This window comes from Undibacter mobilis (genome assembly GCF_003367195.1).
Taxonomy (GTDB): domain Bacteria; phylum Pseudomonadota; class Alphaproteobacteria; order Rhizobiales; family Xanthobacteraceae; genus Pseudolabrys; species Pseudolabrys mobilis.
This window is the reverse complement of sequence record NZ_QRGO01000003.1, coordinates 380,406-396,223: the sequence shown is the minus strand read 5'-3', so window position 1 is coordinate 396,223 and position 15,818 is coordinate 380,406. Positions and strand designations below refer to the sequence as shown.

The following is a 15,818-nucleotide window of genomic DNA, read 5'->3' as shown; positions in this document are numbered from 1 at the left end:
AATGGCACTAGGTCTGTAGCGCCCGTTCGAGGGCCGCAACAGACGGATTTCGCCGTGAAGACAACCATTGCCGACCGGGATACAGCACCAGCCGCAGATGCCACACGGGCAGGGCCCGTCCTGTGGACGCTGGTCAGCCTGTCGCTCTCCATGCTGCTGCCATCTCTCGGCACCAGCAGCGCCAATGTCGCTCTGCCGAATTTTGCCGATGCGTTTGGCGCATCCTTCCAGGCGGTACAGTGGATCGTCCTGGCCTATCTGCTCGCCATTACAACTTTGATCGTCAGTGCCGGACGGCTTGGCGATATGGCCGGCCGTCGGCGCCTCCTGCTGGCCGGGATTGTGCTGTTCACCGTGGCCTCGGGTGTCTGTGGCATGGCGCCGTCGCTCTGGCTGTTGATCGCGGCGCGGGCTGTGCAGGGATTGGGCGCTGCCATCATGATGGCGCTCACCATGGCCTTTGTCGGGGAGACCGTTCCCAAGGAGCGGACCGGCAGCGCCATGGGCTTGCTCGGGACGATGTCCGCCATCGGCACGGCCTTCGGTCCATCGCTGGGCGGCATTCTGATCGCTGCATTCGGCTGGCCCGCCATCTTTCTCGTAAACGTGCCGCTGGGCATTTTGACTTTCATTCTTGCCTTTCGCGCTTTGCCGAAAGATCGGTCGGAGAGAAACGCCGGCGGTTTCGATGGTCTTGGGACATTGTTGCTGGCACTGACACTGGCCGCCTACGCGCTTGCGATGACGATCGGCCGCGGCCATTTCGCGGCGCTCAACGCCGGTCTGCTGCTGGCGTCGGTTATCGGTATTGGTGTCTTTGTGTTCGTGGAGGCGAGGGTGGCTTCGCCGCTTGTCCGGCCCGCCATGTTTCGTGAACCCATGCTGGCACGAAGCCTCGCCATGAATGTGCTGGTTTCGACCGTGATCATGACGACATTCGTCGTCGGGCCGTTTTATCTGGCCCGCGGCCTTGGACTTGATCCCGCCGGTGTCGGGCTCGTGATGTCGATAGGTCCGCTCATCTCTGTGCTCACCGGGTTTCCGGCTGGCCGCCTTGTCGATCATTTGGGCGCGCCCGTCGTTGTTGTCGGCGGCCTGGCGGCGCTGGCGGCCGGGTCATTCGCACTGTCGGTGTTGCCGGCGCTGTTTGGTCTTGCCGGCTACGTCGCCGGAATTGCCATCCTCACGCCTGGTTATCAGTTGTTCCAGGCGGCCAACAACACGACCGTCATGATGGATGTCCGGGCCGATCAGCGTGGCGTTGTTTCCGGCGTGCTCAACCTGTCGCGAAATCTGGGACTCATCACCGGCGCATCGGTGATGGGCGCGGTGTTTGCGGTCTCGACGGCGGCGGCTGACATCGCGACAGCATCCCCAGGCGCATTAATTTCCGGTCTGCGGACCACATTCGTCATCGCGGGCGTTTTGATTGTGGTTGCGCTTGTGGTTGCGCTTGTGGTGGCGATTGCCCGTAGAGTTGGCGATCGACACAGGTAGCTCGGCATAAGTGCTGAGAAAACGAAAAGGCCCGGCGTCGCCACCGGGCCTTTGCATGCGATCACGCCACTGAATTACCAACGGCGGCAAACGCGCTCGTAGTGGCAGCGACGGCCCCACGGCGTCATGCGGCAGACGCGGACGTTATGGCAACGCACGCGGTGGCGATAGCGAGGCCGATAGTACTGAACATGATCGACCATGGCCTGACCAGCCACGGCGGCGTTGATATCGGCGATCGGCGCGGCGCTGGCGGACGTTGCACCGGCCAGCCCAAGGCCGAGGGCAAAGAGGGATGAAAGGATCAAAGCGCGCATTGTATTTCCTCCGAGTGACGACGCCGGGATGGTGGCGCCAAATATGATTGCATCATGCCATTCCAAAAGGTTCCGGCTGTGACATGGATCACAACTCCATTGGCGGCCATTTCGCACAGTCCGGTACGGGGTCGAGTGGTTCCGGTACGGATTGCCGCAGCAAGGAACGCCTGAAGTCGCTACCCGGTTCGCACGATAAAGAAGAAATCTCGAAAATTGGCTGGCCGGGGCATTCATCGGCTGTTCATCGACCGAATCGGGCTCGCCCGGGGTCTTGTTCGGTCCGCCGGGTCGCAGTATCCCCTGCCGCATGGCAAAAAAAGTGATTCCCCCCAATAACGGCGGCCCGCCGGGCGGCATCGTCGAGCCGGTTGCGCTGCAGTCGGCGCTGGAAGAACGCTACCTGGCATATGCACTGTCCACCATCATGCACCGGGCGTTGCCCGATGCGCGCGATGGCCTGAAGCCAGTGCATCGTCGCATCCTGCATGTGATGCGCAGCCTGCGCCTCGATCCCGGCGCCGCGTTCAAGAAGTCGGCCAAGGTGGTCGGCGATGTGATGGGCAACTTCCATCCCCATGGCGACCAGGCGATCTACGACGCCATGGTGCGCCTGGCCCAGGATTTCGCGCAGCGTTATCCGCTGGTCGATGGCCAGGGCAACTTTGGCAATATCGACGGCGATAACGCCGCGGCGATGCGCTACACGGAGTCGCGCCTCACCGAAGTGGCCAAGCTTCTGCTCGATGGCCTCGACGAGGACGCGGTCGATTTCCGCCCGAGCTACGACGGCTCCAACGACGAGCCGATCGTGCTGCCGGCGGCGTTTCCCAATTTGCTGGCCAACGGTTCGCAGGGCATCGCGGTCGGCATGGCGACCTCGATCCCGCCGCACAACATTGCGGAACTTGCCGACGCCGCGCTGCATCTGATCGAGACGCCGAACGCGCGCAGCAAGACCTTGCTGAAATACGTCAAGGGTCCGGATTTTCCGACCGGTGGCATCATCGTCGATCCGCCCGAGGCGATTGCCGAGGCCTACAATACCGGCCGCGGCTCGTTCCGCGTCCGTGCCAAGTGGGGCGTGGAGGAGGGCTCGCGCGGCACCTACATCATTGTCATCACCGAGATGCCGTACTTGGTGCAGAAGTCGCGTCTGGTGGAGAAGCTGGCCGAGCTGCTCAACGAGCGCAAGCTGCCGCTGGTCGCCGACATCCGCGATGAATCGGCAGAGGACGTGCGTCTGGTCATCGAACCGCGCGCCCGCACCGTCGACGCCACCATCCTGATGGAGTCGCTTTTCAAGCTCACCGAGCTGGAAACGCGCATCCCGCTCAACATGAACGTATTGGTCAAGGGCCGCATCCCTAAGGTGCTGGGCCTCGCCGAAGCGCTGACTGAGTGGCTGGAGCACCGCCGCGACGTATTGCTGCGCCGCTCCAAGCATCGCCTTGCCGAGATCGAGCATCGCCTCGAAGTGCTGGGTGGCTATCTGGTCGCTTATCTGAATCTCGACAAGGTCATCAAGATCATCCGTACCGAGGACGAGCCCAAGCCCGTCCTGATGAAGACCTTCAAGATCACCGAGGTGCAGGCCGACGCCATCCTCAACATGCGCCTGCGCAACTTGCGCAAGCTCGAGGAAATGGAAATCCGCGGCGAAGAGAAGAAGCTCAACGAAGAGCGTGCCGGCCTGAAGAAACTCATCGGCTCGACCGACATGCAATGGAAAACCATTGCTGCGCAGGTCAAGGAACTGAAAACCCAGTTCGGTCCGAAGACCGAGCTCGGCAAGCGTCGCACGGATTTTTCGACGGCGCCCGAACATGACGAGGCCGCCATCGAAGAGGCGCTTGCCGTGCGCGAGCCGATTACGGTCGTGGTGTCGGAAAAGGGTTGGATCCGCGCGCTGCGCGGCCACCAGTTCGATCTGTCCGGCGTCTCGTTCAAGACCGACGATAGTCTGAAATTTGCGTTCCAGACCGAGACCACGGCCAAAATTCTGATCTTTGCCGGCAACGGCAAGTTCTACACACTCGATGCTTCCAAGCTGCCCGGCGGTCGCGGTCATGGCGAGCCGATCCGCATGTTCTTCGACATCGAGGCCGACGCCGATATCGTCGCAGGTCTGGCCTTCCAGGGCGGCCGTAAGTTCGTCGTCGCCAGCTATGAAGGCAACGGCTTCGTCGTGCCGGAAGACGAGTGCCTTGGCACCACGCGCAAGGGCAAGCAGGTTCTGAACCTGAAGGCGCCCGACAAGGCGGCGGCGCTCAACGTGGTCGATGGCGACACCGTCGCCGTGATCGGAGAGAACCGCAAGATGGTGGTGTTCCGTCTCGATCAGGTGCCGGAGATGACCAAGGGCCGCGGCGTGCGCCTGCAGCGCTACCTGCAGAAGGGCCTGTCCGACCTCACGACCTTCAAGGCCACCGATGGCCTGTCCTGGGTCGATGGCGCCGGCCGCACGCAGACCCTGTCGATGAAGGATCTCAAGGACTGGCGCGGCAACCGCGCCGATGCCGGCCGCATTGCGCAGGGCCTGCCGAAGAACAACAAGTTCAAGGGCGCGCCGACGGCGAAGAAGACGGAAGAGTGAGACAACGGCGAAGTCAGGCCTTCGCCCGCAAGATCTTCCAGATGCCGTGTGCGGTTGTGACTACGCGCGTGCCGACCAGAAGGTCGGCCTCCATGAAGATCAACGTGCGCGTTTTGCGCACGACCCGGCAGTGCGCCTCGACGAACTCGCCAATTTGCACGGCGTCGATGAAATGCACGTCGAGCTGGACGGTGGCTTGCGGCAGGTTGTGATTGGCATGGCGCGCGGCCATGCCCATTGCTCGATCGGCGAAGGTCATCAGCATGCCGCCCTGCACCACGCCGCGAAGGTTGTGATGTTTCGGCTCCGCGAGAAAGGCGTAGTGAAATCCGTCGTCGTGGGGGCGCTGCCAGAAGGGCCCGACGAGACCGATGAAGCCCTCGTCGCTGTATGGCGTCCATCCGTGGCTTGCCGGATCGAATGCATCCTGCACCGGCCCCCTATGGGAGGCCTTGGCTTTGTCGTCGCTTGTCATGAAGTCGCCTGCGGTAGGAATTCCGGTGGCGGATAGCACAATGCGGGTCGCGCGGGCACCTTTTTAGGTCGCGCGGCGGGCCCGTCTCGCGCGCATAACTCAGCTCACCACGAACACCAGCGATTGGGGCGCGGTCTCGATCAGCGCCGCCGCCGTGTCGCCGAAATAGAGCTTCTCGCCGGGCCGGCGGCCCGTGCCGAGGACGATAACATTGTGATTGCGGCGCGCAGCTTCCTTGAGGATGGCTTCGCCGGCGGCGGCTTCGCTGCGCACCGCCGTGCGCACATCCACCGAATAGCTCGCCGCCATGGTCGCAATGTCCTTGAGGATCGCCTCTTCGGCGCGGCGCGACCGCGCCTTGCCGTTCGGCGCGACATAGAGTGCGGTCACCGGCGCCTTGCTCGCGCGCGCAATGGCGATCGCGACCTCGGCGGCGCGGCGCGACACCTCGGTTCCGTTGATGGGCAGGAGTATGCTGATCGTGCCGTGCAGTGGATGCTTGCGGTGTTCCGTGCGCGCGTCGGCGATCAGCAGGGGGCCTTCGAAGCCGGCGGCGAGCTTGGTCACGGCGTCGTGGAATTCGTTCTTGCGCGCCACCATCTTGTCGAGGCCGACGATCATGGCGCCGTAACCTTTCTCGGCTTCCTCGGCGACGATATCGGGATGCGGCTTGCGGACCAGCGTGCTGACCTCAAGCGTCAGCAAACTCTGTTCCTTCGGTGTCTTGGCGTGTTCGGCGCGTTCGGCGACTTCCTGGACGATGGTGGCGGCGTCCTTGGCTTTGGACGTCTCCTTCTTCACGTGCTTCTTGTCGTCGATATCGCCATCGGTGATGTGCATCACCGTGGTCGGCATTTCGTGCGTGCCGGCGATGATGCCGGCCAGCCGCGTGGCAAATGTGCCGTTGGTGGAATCGTCCACCGCCAGCAGCAGCCGTTCGATATGGGCGAGAAAGCCCTGTTGTTCGACTTCCTCGCGCTCCAGCCGCTGCTTCTCGTCCTTGCTCAGCGGAATGCGCGACAGCGCCCAGCGCAAGGTCGGCGGCATCGCCAGGGTGGTCACCACCGCCATGGTCACGATCATCGTGAACAGATTCGGCGTCAGCGCGCCCATCGCCAGGCCGACGGAGGCGATGATGACCTCGGTCGAGCCGCGTGCATTCATGCCGCAGGCCAGCGCAAATCCCTCGCGCTTGGTCAGGCCGCCCAATTCAGCGCCGATGAAAGCGCCGCTGAACTTGCCGATGCTGGCGATCAGGATCAGCCCCGCGGTGGCGATGGCAATTTCCGGATTGGCGAGGATGGTCAGATCCGCCGACAGGCCGGCGAGGCCGAAGAATACCGGCGCGAAGAAGGCCGTGATCAGGCCGCGTAACTGCTCGTCGATATGTTTGGTCAGGATCGGCGATTCACCGACCAGAATGCCAGCGACGAAGGCGCCGAGCACCGAATGTACGCCGATCAGATGCGTGGTGAGTGCCATCGCGCCCATGATGATCAGGATGGCGGTGATGACCGCGAAGTCGCTCATCAGCACGTCGTTGGCCCAGCGGATGGCGAAGAAGACGAGGCGGCGACCGATGGTTAGGCTCACCACCATGAAGACGAAGGTGCCGACCACGCTCTGCGCCAGCGACAGGGCATCGACTTCGCCGTGCATCGCCAGCGAGAAGATGATCGAGACGATGATCCAACCGACGCTGTCGTCAATGATCGCGGAAGCGAGGATCACTTGCCCGACATTGCGGCGCATGAAGTTCATCTCGCGCACCACCATGGCGACGATCTTCACCGACGCGATCGACAAGGCGGTACCGAGGAAGAGCGCGGTGATCAGCCGATGGTCGGGATGCGGCAGCATGTCGGCCGGCATGAAGTAGCCGAGCGTCACGCCGCAACCGAAAGGCACCACGATGCCCATCAGCGAGGCATAGACCGAGGCCTTGCCGGTGGCGCGCACCAGGCGAAGGTCGGTCTCCATGCCGGTCAGCAGCAGCAGCAGCAGAATGCCGGCCTGCGAGATGCCGTCGAGCATCGCCTTCTGCTCGGGGGATTTCGGAAACAGCATGTGCTGCAGGTCCGGCGCCAGGAAGCCGAACAGGGAAGGGCCGAGCAGAATGCCGGCGAGGAGCTGACCCATGACGGCCGGCTGGCCGAGCCGCAGCATGGCTTCGCCGAGCAGGCGGCCTGTCAGCATCAGCGCGACGAGCTGGGCGATGAAGATGACCTCGGAGGGGCCTTTGGAGGCCTCACCCGCCGCAAAGGCCGGGCCGGAAGCCAGCCACAGAGCCAGAAGGGTAAGGGAAATCCATGCCGCCCGGGCTCGAATGCTCGTCATGCCGGCAGATACCCCCGAGTCGCGCCCGTGTGTCAGGGCTTTAAGTCCGGCGACAATCCCGCGCCGCGGGCAAAGTTCCATAAAGTTGCAATTGCAAATTAGTCGCAACTAAGGTACTCGTTTTTAGTGTGGCCGGTTTGCCCTGAAGCCGCGGGTGTCAACGAGAAGGTACCATGACCAAGAAATTGCCCGTTCTACGCTTTGTCCTGGGCGCGGCGTTGATCGCGACGGCTATTCTGGGATGGCCTCCCAGCGCAGGGGCTCAGGCTAAAAAGTTCAAGATCGTGACCACTTTCACCGTCATCCGGGACATCGCGCAGAATGTCGCCGGCGACGCCGCCGTCGTCGAATCCATCACCAAGCCGGGCGCTGAAATCCATGACTATCAGCCGACGCCGCTCGACATCGTCCGGGCGCAGGAGGCGGGTCTCGTGCTGTGGAACGGCTTCAACCTCGAGCGCTGGTTTGAAAAATTCTTCCAGAACGTCAAGGATGTGCCGAGCGTGGTTGTCACCGAGGGCATCGAGCCGATGGGCATTTCCGAGGGGCCCTATAGCGGCAAGCCCAATCCGCACGCCTGGATGTCGCCATCGAACGCGCTGATCTATGTCGAGAATATCCGCAAAGCATTCGTCAAATATGATCCTGCCAATGCGGAAGCCTACAATCGCAATGCCGTCGCCTATGCGGCCAAGATCAAGGCGCTGGACGAGCCGCTGCGCAAGCGGTTGTCGGCCATTCCCGAAGGCCAGCGCATCCTAGTGTCGAGCGAAGGCGCGTTCAGCTACCTGACGCGCGATTACCAGATGCGCGAGGCCTATCTCTGGCCGATCAATGCCGACGAGCAGGGCACCCCGCAGCAGGTGCGCAAGGTCATCGATCTGGTGCGCAAGAACAAGGTGCCTGTCGTGTTCAGCGAAAGCACGATCTCGGATCGCGCCGCCAAGCAGGTGGCGCGCGAGAGCGGCGCGCGCTACGGTGGCGTGCTGTATGTCGACTCGCTCAGCGCGGCCGGCGGTCCGGTGCCGACCTTCCTCGATCTCCTGAAGGTGACGGTGGAAACCATCGCCAAGGGATTCGGCAAGTGAATGCGCCCGTACCCGAGATCGGCGTTGCTGCTGACGCAAAGCTCGGCGCCAGCATTTCAGTGCGCGCCCTCAACGTCACTTATCCGAACGGCTTCACCGCCGTGCGCGATGCCTCGTTCGACCTCGATCCAGGCACGATCTGCGCGCTGGTCGGCGTCAACGGCAGCGGCAAGTCGACGATCTTCAAGGCGATCATGGGCTTCGTGCGTCCGACCGCCGGCGAGGTGCGGCTTTGCGGGCTGACCGTCGACGAGGCGCTGAAGCGCAACATCGTCGCCTATGTGCCGCAAAGCGAAGACGTCGACTGGAATTTCCCGGTGCTGGTCGAGACCGTGGTGATGATGGGCCGCTATGGCCACATGAATTTCCTGCGCATGGCCTCGCGCGCCGACCACTACAAGGTCGACGAGGCGCTGGAGCGCGTCGGCATGAGCGACTACCGCAAGCGGCAGATCGGCGAACTCAGCGGCGGCCAGAAGAAGCGGGTGTTTCTGGCGCGGGCGCTGGCGCAGGAAGGCCGCATCATCCTGCTCGACGAACCCTTCACCGGCGTTGATGTGAAGACCGAGGCGGCCATTGTCGGCCTGCTGCGCGAATTGCGCGCCTCGGGTCATCTGATGCTGGTGTCGACGCACAATCTCGGCAGCGTCCCTGATTTCTGCGACCACGTGGTACTGCTTAACCGCACAGTGCTGGCGGCGGGGCCGACGGCGGAGGTGTTCACCCAGAAAAACCTCGAACTGACGTTCGGCGGCGTACTGCGCAACTTCCAGCTCGGCGGTCCCGCGCTGCATGACGATGCCGATGCCCGCAGCGTTACGGTGTTGACGGACGACGAGCGGCCTTTGGTGCTGTACGGCGACAAGCACAGCCGTCGCCAGGATCTGGATGACAAATGACATGAACGCGCTGCTCACGGAACTGCTGATTCCGTTCCAGTACGGCTACATGCTGAAAGCCATGTGGGTGAGCGCGCTGGTCGGCGGCGTCTGCGCTTTTCTCTCGGCCTATCTGATGCTCAAGGGCTGGTCGCTGATGGGCGATGCGCTGGGCCATTCGATCGTGCCCGGTGTTGCCGGCGCCTATATCCTCGGCGCGCCGTTCGCGGTTGGTGCTTTCTTTGCCGGCATCCTTGCCTCGGTGGCGATGAATTTCGTCAAGCAGAAATCGCGATTGCGCGAGGATGCGGTGATTGGCCTGGTGTTCACCGCGCTGTTCGCGCTCGGACTCTTGATGGCGTCGATCTGGCCGACCTCGGTCAGCATCCAGTCGATCGTGCTCGGCAATATTCTGGCCATTGCCGACGAAGATGTGGTTCAGGTCGCGATCATCGCCGGGGTGTCGCTCGTCATCCTGCTGCTGGTCTGGAAGGACATGATGGTGACTTTCTTCGACGAGAGCCACGCCCGCAGCATCGGCATCAACACCACGTTTCTGAAGGGATTATTCTTCACGCTGCTGAGCGCCTGCACGGTTGCCGCCTTGCAGACCGTCGGCGCCTGTCTGGTGATCGCGATGGTGGTGACGCCGGGCGCCACCGCCTATCTGCTGACCGACCGGTTCGGCCGGCTGATCATTATCAGTGTCGCGCTTGGAGTGACGACCAGTTTCACCGGCGCTTATATCAGCTACTTCCTCGACGGCGCCACCGGTGGCGTCATCGTCTGCCTGCAGACGCTGCTGTTCCTGATTGCTTTCTTCCTTGCGCCCAAGCACGGCGTGCTGGCAGCGCGGCGGCGGATTGAGGCGATCGAGGCGGCGGCATGAATATTCTGTTCGACTGGCTCGTCGTGCCGCTCAGCTACCCGTTCATGCAGCGGGCGCTCCTCGTGTCACTGCTGGTGGCGGCGGTCTGTGCGATTCTGTCATGCTATCTGGTGCTAAAGGGCTGGTCGCTGATGGGCGACGCCATTTCGCACGCTGTACTGCCCGGCATCGTGCTGGCCTATGTCGCGGGTATTCCGCTGGCGATCGGCGCTTTCGTCGCTGGCCTGTCCTGCGCGCTGTTTACCGGCTATCTCAAGGAGAACAGCCGCGTGAAGGAAGACACGGTGATGGGCATCGTGTTCTCCGGCATGTTCGGGTTCGGCCTCGTGATCTTCAGCAAGATCGAAACCGATCAGCACCTGCTGCACATCCTTTTCGGCAATGTGCTTGGCGTTACGGTGCAGGATCTTGTTGAGACAGGATTTGTCGCCGGCGGCACGCTTCTGATCGTGCTGATCAAACGGCGCGATCTTCTTCTTTACTGTTTCGATCCCAATCATGCCCGCACCATCGGCCTGCCGGTGCGGGTGCTGCATTACGGGCTGCTGGTGCTGCTGTCGCTGACTATTGTCGCGTCGCTCAAGGCGGTTGGCATCATCCTGGTGATCGCCATGCTGATTGCTCCCGGAGCCACCGCCTACCTGTTGACCGACAGTTTCGGCCGCATGTTGGTGATCGCGACCGTGGTGGCGACGGTGTCGGCGGCGCTGGGCACCATTGCCAGCTTCCACCTCGATGGCGCGACCGGCGCTTGCATCGTTCTGACCCAGGCCGTGTTTTTTGTGGCGGCGTTTCTCTTTGCGCCCAAGCACGGCGTCTGGCGGCGCGCGCGCACGACAGTTGCCTGATCGGGATTATTTCTCGATCCGCGTCCATCCCGCCGGCATCAGGCGTTCCTGCGGCAGGAAGCGGCCCTTGTAATCCATCTTCTTCGAGCCCTGCACCCAGTACCCGAGATAGACATAAAGCAGGCCCATCGCCTTGGCGCGGACGATGTGGTCGAGGATCATGTAGGTGCCGAGCGAGCGGTGCGCCTGTTCAGGATCGTAGAACGAATAGACCATCGAGAGCCCGTCGGAGAGAACGTCGGTCAGCGCCACGGCCATCAATTCGCCGGCGCCGCGATGGGTGAAGCCTGAATCGGCGTCACGCAGGCGATAATTGACGACGCGGGTTTCGACGTGGCTGTCCTCGACCATCATGGCGTAGTCGAGCACAGTCATATCAACCATGCCGCCGTCGCGGTGGCGCGCGTCGAGATAAGCGCGGAACACCGAATACTGCTCTGAGGTCGGCGCCGGATGGCGCATGTCGCCGATAATGTCGCTGTTGAGGTCGAGATTACGGCGCATGTTGCGTGACGGCTTGAAGTCATCCACCACGACGCGCACCGAGACGCAGGCGCGGCAGGTTTCGCAGGCGGGGCGATAGGCGATCGACTGGCTGCGGCGGAAGCCGCCATGGGTGAGCAGGTCGTTGAGCTCGCCGGCGCGCGAGCCGACCAGATGGGTGAACACCTTCCGCTCTTCCTGGCCCTTGAGGTAAGGGCAGGGCGACGGCGCAGTCAGGTAGAATTGCGGCGTGTCGCGGGAATGCTGGGTCACGGGTTCCGGTCGCTGGCCTGTCGGTTCATCGCCTGTGGGACTCGGGGTATCCCCTCCAGCATTGCGCGGCCGGAGGCCGCCGTCAAAGTGGTTGCGCCGGGCTGCCGGCGAAACCGCGCAGGGCAGAGGCGCGCGCGGCGTTATTGACGATCACCGTGCCGAGCAGAATGTCGTGCAGCAACCGCTTGCGGCGGTTAAAGAACGGCACCAACAGAACGAACGGCGTCAGCGCCGATACCGACACCCAGAACAGGATGACATGGACGGCGCCGAGGACGAAATAGGCCGGCGCGCCGTACCAGGTGCGCATTTCGAGATCCATCACCCGCATGCCGATGGTGGCCGAGCGCTCGCCGGCAACGCCCAGGCCGAAATAGACGATCGCCCAGATCACCGAGGCAAGCGGCAGCAGCCAGTACAGCGCCCAGCCGAAGCCCAGCGTCACAATGCCGAACACGAAGATGACCATCGCCGCGAGGATCACCGGCGCGGCCATGACGACGAAGTCGATCATGAAGGCGACTACGCGGCGCGACAGCACGCCCTCGAACAATTCCGGGTTCAGGTCCGGGTCATAAGCATGCGGCCGGACATCCATCGAGATCGACATTGCAAAGCCCCAGGGACGAATTCAGCGCCAGCATAACCGCAAATGGCCCGCCGCCGAAGCCTCCGCAAGGGGCGGTAGGCGGTTGGCAGAGCGGGGCGACCTGCGGCATGGTGCGGCAGAGCCTACCCGAATCGGAGCCTTTTGTGACCGTTACCATCTCTGATATCGAAGCCGCCCGACGGGTCATTGCCGGCGCGGTGCTGCGCACGCCGATGCTGCCGGCGCCGCGGTTGTCGGCGCTGACCGGGGCCGAGGTCTTCGTCAAATACGAGAACCTTCAGGTCACCAACTCGTTCAAGGACCGTGGCGCGCTCAACAAGCTGTCGTCGCTGACCGAGGCCGAGCGCGGCCGCGGCGTTGTCGCCATGTCGGCCGGCAATCATGCGCAGTCGGTTGCCTATCATGCCGCGCGGCTGGGCATTCCGGCGACCATCGTCATGCCGGTGACCACGCCGCATGTGAAGGTCGCGGCGACCCGCTCGCATGGCGCCGAGGTGGTGCTTTACGGCGAGACGGTGGCCGATGCGCAGGCGCGCTGCGAGGCGATCCAGGCCGAGCGCGGCATGACGCTTGTGCATCCTTACGATGACGAGAAGGTCATCGCCGGTCAGGGCACCATCGCGCTGGAAATGTTCGAGGATGTGCCCGATCTCGACATGATGGTGATTCCGATCGGCGGCGGAGGGCTGATCTCCGGCAATGCCATCGCCGCCAAGGCGCGCAATCCGAAGATCGAGGTCATCGGCGCCGAGGCGCTGCTTTATCCCGCGGTGTGGAATGCGCTGGAGCACGGCAACCGGCCGGTCGGTGGCCCGACGCTCGCTGAAGGCATCGCGGTCAAGAATGTCGGCAAGCTGACTTTGCCGATTATACGCGAACTCGTCTCCGACGTGATCCTCGTCGACGAGGCTCATCTCGAACGTGCGGTGAATGCCTATCTCACCTTGCAGAAGACCATGGCCGAAGGCGCCGGCGCCGCCGGGCTCGCCGCGTTGTTCGCCGAACCGGTCCGTTTCAAGGGCAAGCGCGTCGGTCTCATCCTGTGCGGCGGCAATATCGACCCGCGCATTCTCGCGTCCATCATGGTGCGCGAACTTGAGCGCGAGACGCGCATCGTCGCCTTCCGCCTGATCATCCCCGATCAACCGGGCGTGCTCGGCATCATTGCAACCAGGCTTGGCCAGCTTGGCGCCAACATCCTCGAGGTCGAACACCGCCGTCTGCTACTCGACGTTCCGGCCAAGGGGGCCAGCCTCGACGTCACCATCGAGACGCGCGATGCCGCCCATGCCCGTGAAGTCATGGCCGCGCTCGATGCCGACGGTTACAAACCGAAGCGGCTGGGCTCGGGGCCAATGCCGGACTGATCCGGGGTGGAACTTGTCGGGCGCTGTCGGCGTTCTTGGCTGAATGCGCGTCCCCAACGGGAGATGACAAATGTCCACTGCCTACACGCCGGCCGGTCCGGCCTATGCCACGTCGCCCTTTACCGACACCGCATTGCTTATCGGCCGCATCGCTCTGGTCGTGATCTATCTGATGTCCGGCTTCCAGAAATTCACCGATCTGGCCGGCGTTGCCGGCATGATCGCGACAAAGGGCCTGCCGCAGCCGATGATCCTCGCCACGCTTGCGGCGGTGACCGAAGTGGCTGGCGCGTTGCTGATTGTCGTCGGTCTGCAGACGCGGCTGGTGGCGCTCGGTCTTTTGGTCTTCACCCTTGTCACGACCTACTTCTTCCACGATTTCTGGAATCAGCCGGCGGGCCCCGATCAGACCAACAACATGATCCACGCCGTGAAGAACCTGTCGATCTGCGGCGCCTTCCTGATGCTGGCCGGCACCGGAGCAGGGCGCTATTCGATGGACGGACGGGCCCGCTGAGCGCGGGCGGCATAGCGCGCCTTACTTGATGTCGCGCAGCTTTTCCGCCACGCGCGGCGCGAAGTAGGTGAGGATGCCGTCGCATCCCGCGCGCTTGAACGCCATGAGGCTTTCCATCATCGCGCGCTCACCGTCGAGCCAGCCATTGTTCGCAGCGGCCATGATCATCGCGTATTCGCCCGACACCTGATAGGCGAAGGTCGGCATGCCGAAGGCATCTTTCACCCGCGCGCAGATGTCGAGATAGGGCATGCCTGGCTTGACCATGATCATGTCGGCGCCTTCCTCGATGTCGAGCGCGACTTCGCGCAGCGCCTCGTCGGTGTTGGCCGGGTCCATCTGATAGGTGCGCTTGTCGCCGTTCAGCGTCTTCGAGGAGCCGACGGCGTCGCGGAACGGGCCATAGAAGGCGGAGGCGTATTTCGCCGCATAGGCCATGATCGACACATCGCTCAGCTTCGCCGCATCGAGGCCTTCGCGGATGGCGCCGACGCGGCCGTCCATCATGTCGGACGGCGCGATGATGTCGCAGCCGGCTTCGGCCTGCACCAGCGCCTGACGCACCAGCACGTCGACGGTCTCGTCATTGAGGATGACGCCGTCGTCGCGCAGCAAGCCGTCATGGCCATGGCTGGTATAGGGATCGAGCGCGACGTCGCAGAGAATGCCGATGTCCGGCACTTCCTTCTTGATGGCGCGCACGGCGCGGCAGACGAGATTGTCGCTGTTGAGCGCCTCGCTGCCGTTCGCGTCGCGCAGGCTCGGATCGGTGTAAGGGAAGATGGCGATGCAGGGGATGGTGAGCTGGGCCGCGCGCACGGCCTCGCGCACCGCCTGATCGACCGACAGGCGCTCGACGCCGGGCATCGGCGCGACCGGCTGGCGGGCCTTGTCGCCGTCCATGACGAAGATTGGCCAGATCAGGTCGTCGGTGGTGATGACGTTCTCGCGCACCATGCGGCGCGCCCAATCGGCGCGCCGGTTGCGGCGCATGCGCACCGTGAGGTCGAGCGGTTCAGCGCTCGCCTCGCCGGGGGCGAAGCGCGCGGTGTGCTGCAGAGGGCGTCCGTACTTGATGGCCATGGGCTTTGACTCCAGACAGCCCTCTCATAGCCGCTTCGCGCGGCGCCCGCCACCCGGACAGGACCCGCCTGCCATGCAGGGCAGCCGCCTTGACCCGGACGGCCGGGTTTCTAAATTGGCGGGGGAGGCCACGACCTCGAGCGTGCCCTGAATACCCACGGCACCGCGTCAACCTTCCGCCCGGGACGGCCCGGCGCTCATCATGAGGGCCGTCATGGTCTGGATTACTCTCGTCGCCGCCGGTCTATTGGAAATCGTCTGGGCGCTGGCGCTCAAGGCGTCGCATGGATTCACCAAGCCGATACCGTCGGTCATCGCCATTGTCGGCATGATCGCCAGCGTGGTGCTGCTGTCGCTGGCGATGCGCAGTTTGCCGGTCGGTACCGCCTATGTGATGTGGACCGGTATCGGCGCGGTCGGCGCCTTCATTGCCGGTGTCATCATGTTCGGCGAGGATGTGAACATCATGCGCGTGGTGGCGGCCGGACTGATCGTGTCCGGGCTCGTCCTGATGAAGGTCGCATCGCCGTCCTGATTATCGCCAACAGGGGGTCTTGGTC

Annotated in this window: 15 protein-coding genes; 9 read left to right on the top strand and 6 right to left on the bottom strand. The window is 63.4% G+C overall.

Translation table 11 applies throughout. From position 1 onward, the window contains the following. Positions 1–54: 54 nt before the first annotated feature. Positions 55–1,497 (top strand): MFS transporter, encoded by a 1,443-nt coding sequence (locus tag DXH78_RS19355; RefSeq protein WP_430727513.1) that lies wholly within the window; start codon positions 55–57, stop codon positions 1,495–1,497. Positions 1,498–1,571: 74 nt separating this feature from the next. Here the strand turns inward: DXH78_RS19355 and DXH78_RS19715 are convergent, their stop codons facing one another. Then, on the bottom strand, positions 1,572–1,814 hold the full coding sequence (locus DXH78_RS19715) for a hypothetical protein (protein ID WP_147292681.1): 243 nt from the start codon (positions 1,812–1,814) through the stop codon (positions 1,572–1,574). 310 nt (positions 1,815–2,124) lie between these two features. On the opposite strand from DXH78_RS19715, the gene parC reads away from it, so the two are divergent. Beyond that, positions 2,125–4,410, top strand: a complete 2,286-nt coding sequence (gene parC / locus DXH78_RS19350; RefSeq protein ID WP_115518895.1) for a DNA topoisomerase IV subunit A — start codon at positions 2,125–2,127, stop codon at positions 4,408–4,410. Positions 4,411–4,423: 13 nt separating this feature from the next. Here parC and DXH78_RS19345 read toward each other — a convergent pair whose 3' ends face one another. Both DXH78_RS19345 and DXH78_RS19340 read right to left on the bottom strand, forming a co-directional pair. After that, the gene (locus DXH78_RS19345) at positions 4,424–4,885 is read right to left on the bottom strand and encodes a PaaI family thioesterase (RefSeq protein ID WP_115518894.1); all 462 of its coding nucleotides are present in this window, start codon (positions 4,883–4,885) and stop codon (positions 4,424–4,426) included. A 99-nt stretch (positions 4,886–4,984) separates the two neighbouring features. Then, positions 4,985–7,222, bottom strand: coding sequence for a cation:proton antiporter domain-containing protein (locus DXH78_RS19340; RefSeq protein WP_115518893.1), 2,238 nt, complete (start codon positions 7,220–7,222; stop codon positions 4,985–4,987). 173 nt (positions 7,223–7,395) lie between these two features. Here DXH78_RS19340 and DXH78_RS19335 point away from each other — a divergent pair, with 173 nt between their 5' ends. The 4 genes from DXH78_RS19335 to DXH78_RS19320 are packed head-to-tail and all read left to right on the top strand — an operon-like array spanning position 7,396 to position 10,925. Further along, a complete protein-coding gene (locus DXH78_RS19335; RefSeq protein WP_115518892.1) occupies positions 7,396–8,310 on the top strand; it encodes a metal ABC transporter substrate-binding protein in 915 nt (304 codons plus the stop codon). Next, a complete protein-coding gene (locus tag DXH78_RS19330) occupies positions 8,307–9,209 on the top strand; it encodes a manganese/iron ABC transporter ATP-binding protein (RefSeq protein ID WP_430727510.1) in 903 nt (300 codons plus the stop codon). The genes DXH78_RS19335 and DXH78_RS19330 overlap by 4 nt, the downstream gene beginning before the upstream one ends. A gap of 1 nt (position 9,210) precedes the next feature. Beyond that, positions 9,211–10,077, top strand: coding sequence for a metal ABC transporter permease (locus tag DXH78_RS19325; protein ID WP_115518891.1), 867 nt, complete (start codon positions 9,211–9,213; stop codon positions 10,075–10,077). Then, complete coding sequence (locus DXH78_RS19320; protein WP_115518890.1) at positions 10,074–10,925, top strand: metal ABC transporter permease; 852 nt, start codon at positions 10,074–10,076, stop codon at positions 10,923–10,925. Before DXH78_RS19325 ends, DXH78_RS19320 begins: the two co-directional genes overlap by 4 nt. Positions 10,926–10,931: 6 nt before the next feature. Here the strand turns inward: DXH78_RS19320 and DXH78_RS19315 are convergent, their stop codons facing one another. Beyond that, complete coding sequence (locus DXH78_RS19315) at positions 10,932–11,681, bottom strand: arginyltransferase (RefSeq protein WP_115518889.1); 750 nt, start codon at positions 11,679–11,681, stop codon at positions 10,932–10,934. An 82-nt stretch (positions 11,682–11,763) separates the two neighbouring features. Continuing rightward, positions 11,764–12,291 carry an RDD family protein gene (locus DXH78_RS19310; RefSeq protein WP_115518888.1) on the bottom strand — a complete coding sequence of 176 codons (528 nt, stop codon included), beginning with the start codon at positions 12,289–12,291 and terminating at the stop codon, positions 11,764–11,766. Positions 12,292–12,398: 107 nt separating this feature from the next. Here DXH78_RS19310 and DXH78_RS19305 point away from each other — a divergent pair, with 107 nt between their 5' ends. Next, positions 12,399–13,658, top strand: a complete 1,260-nt coding sequence (locus tag DXH78_RS19305) for a threonine ammonia-lyase (protein ID WP_115518887.1) — start codon at positions 12,399–12,401, stop codon at positions 13,656–13,658. A 70-nt stretch (positions 13,659–13,728) separates the two neighbouring features. Beyond that, positions 13,729–14,175 (top strand): DoxX family protein, encoded by a 447-nt coding sequence (locus tag DXH78_RS19300; protein ID WP_115518886.1) that lies wholly within the window; start codon positions 13,729–13,731, stop codon positions 14,173–14,175. 21 nt (positions 14,176–14,196) lie between these two features. Here DXH78_RS19300 and hemB read toward each other — a convergent pair whose 3' ends face one another. Further along, positions 14,197–15,258 (bottom strand): porphobilinogen synthase, encoded by a 1,062-nt coding sequence (gene hemB, locus DXH78_RS19295; RefSeq protein ID WP_115518885.1) that lies wholly within the window; start codon positions 15,256–15,258, stop codon positions 14,197–14,199. Between the two features lie 214 nt (positions 15,259–15,472). On the opposite strand from hemB, the gene DXH78_RS19290 reads away from it, so the two are divergent. Then, a complete protein-coding gene (locus DXH78_RS19290) occupies positions 15,473–15,793 on the top strand; it encodes a DMT family transporter (RefSeq protein WP_115518938.1) in 321 nt (106 codons plus the stop codon). Positions 15,794–15,818 lie beyond the last annotated feature (25 nt).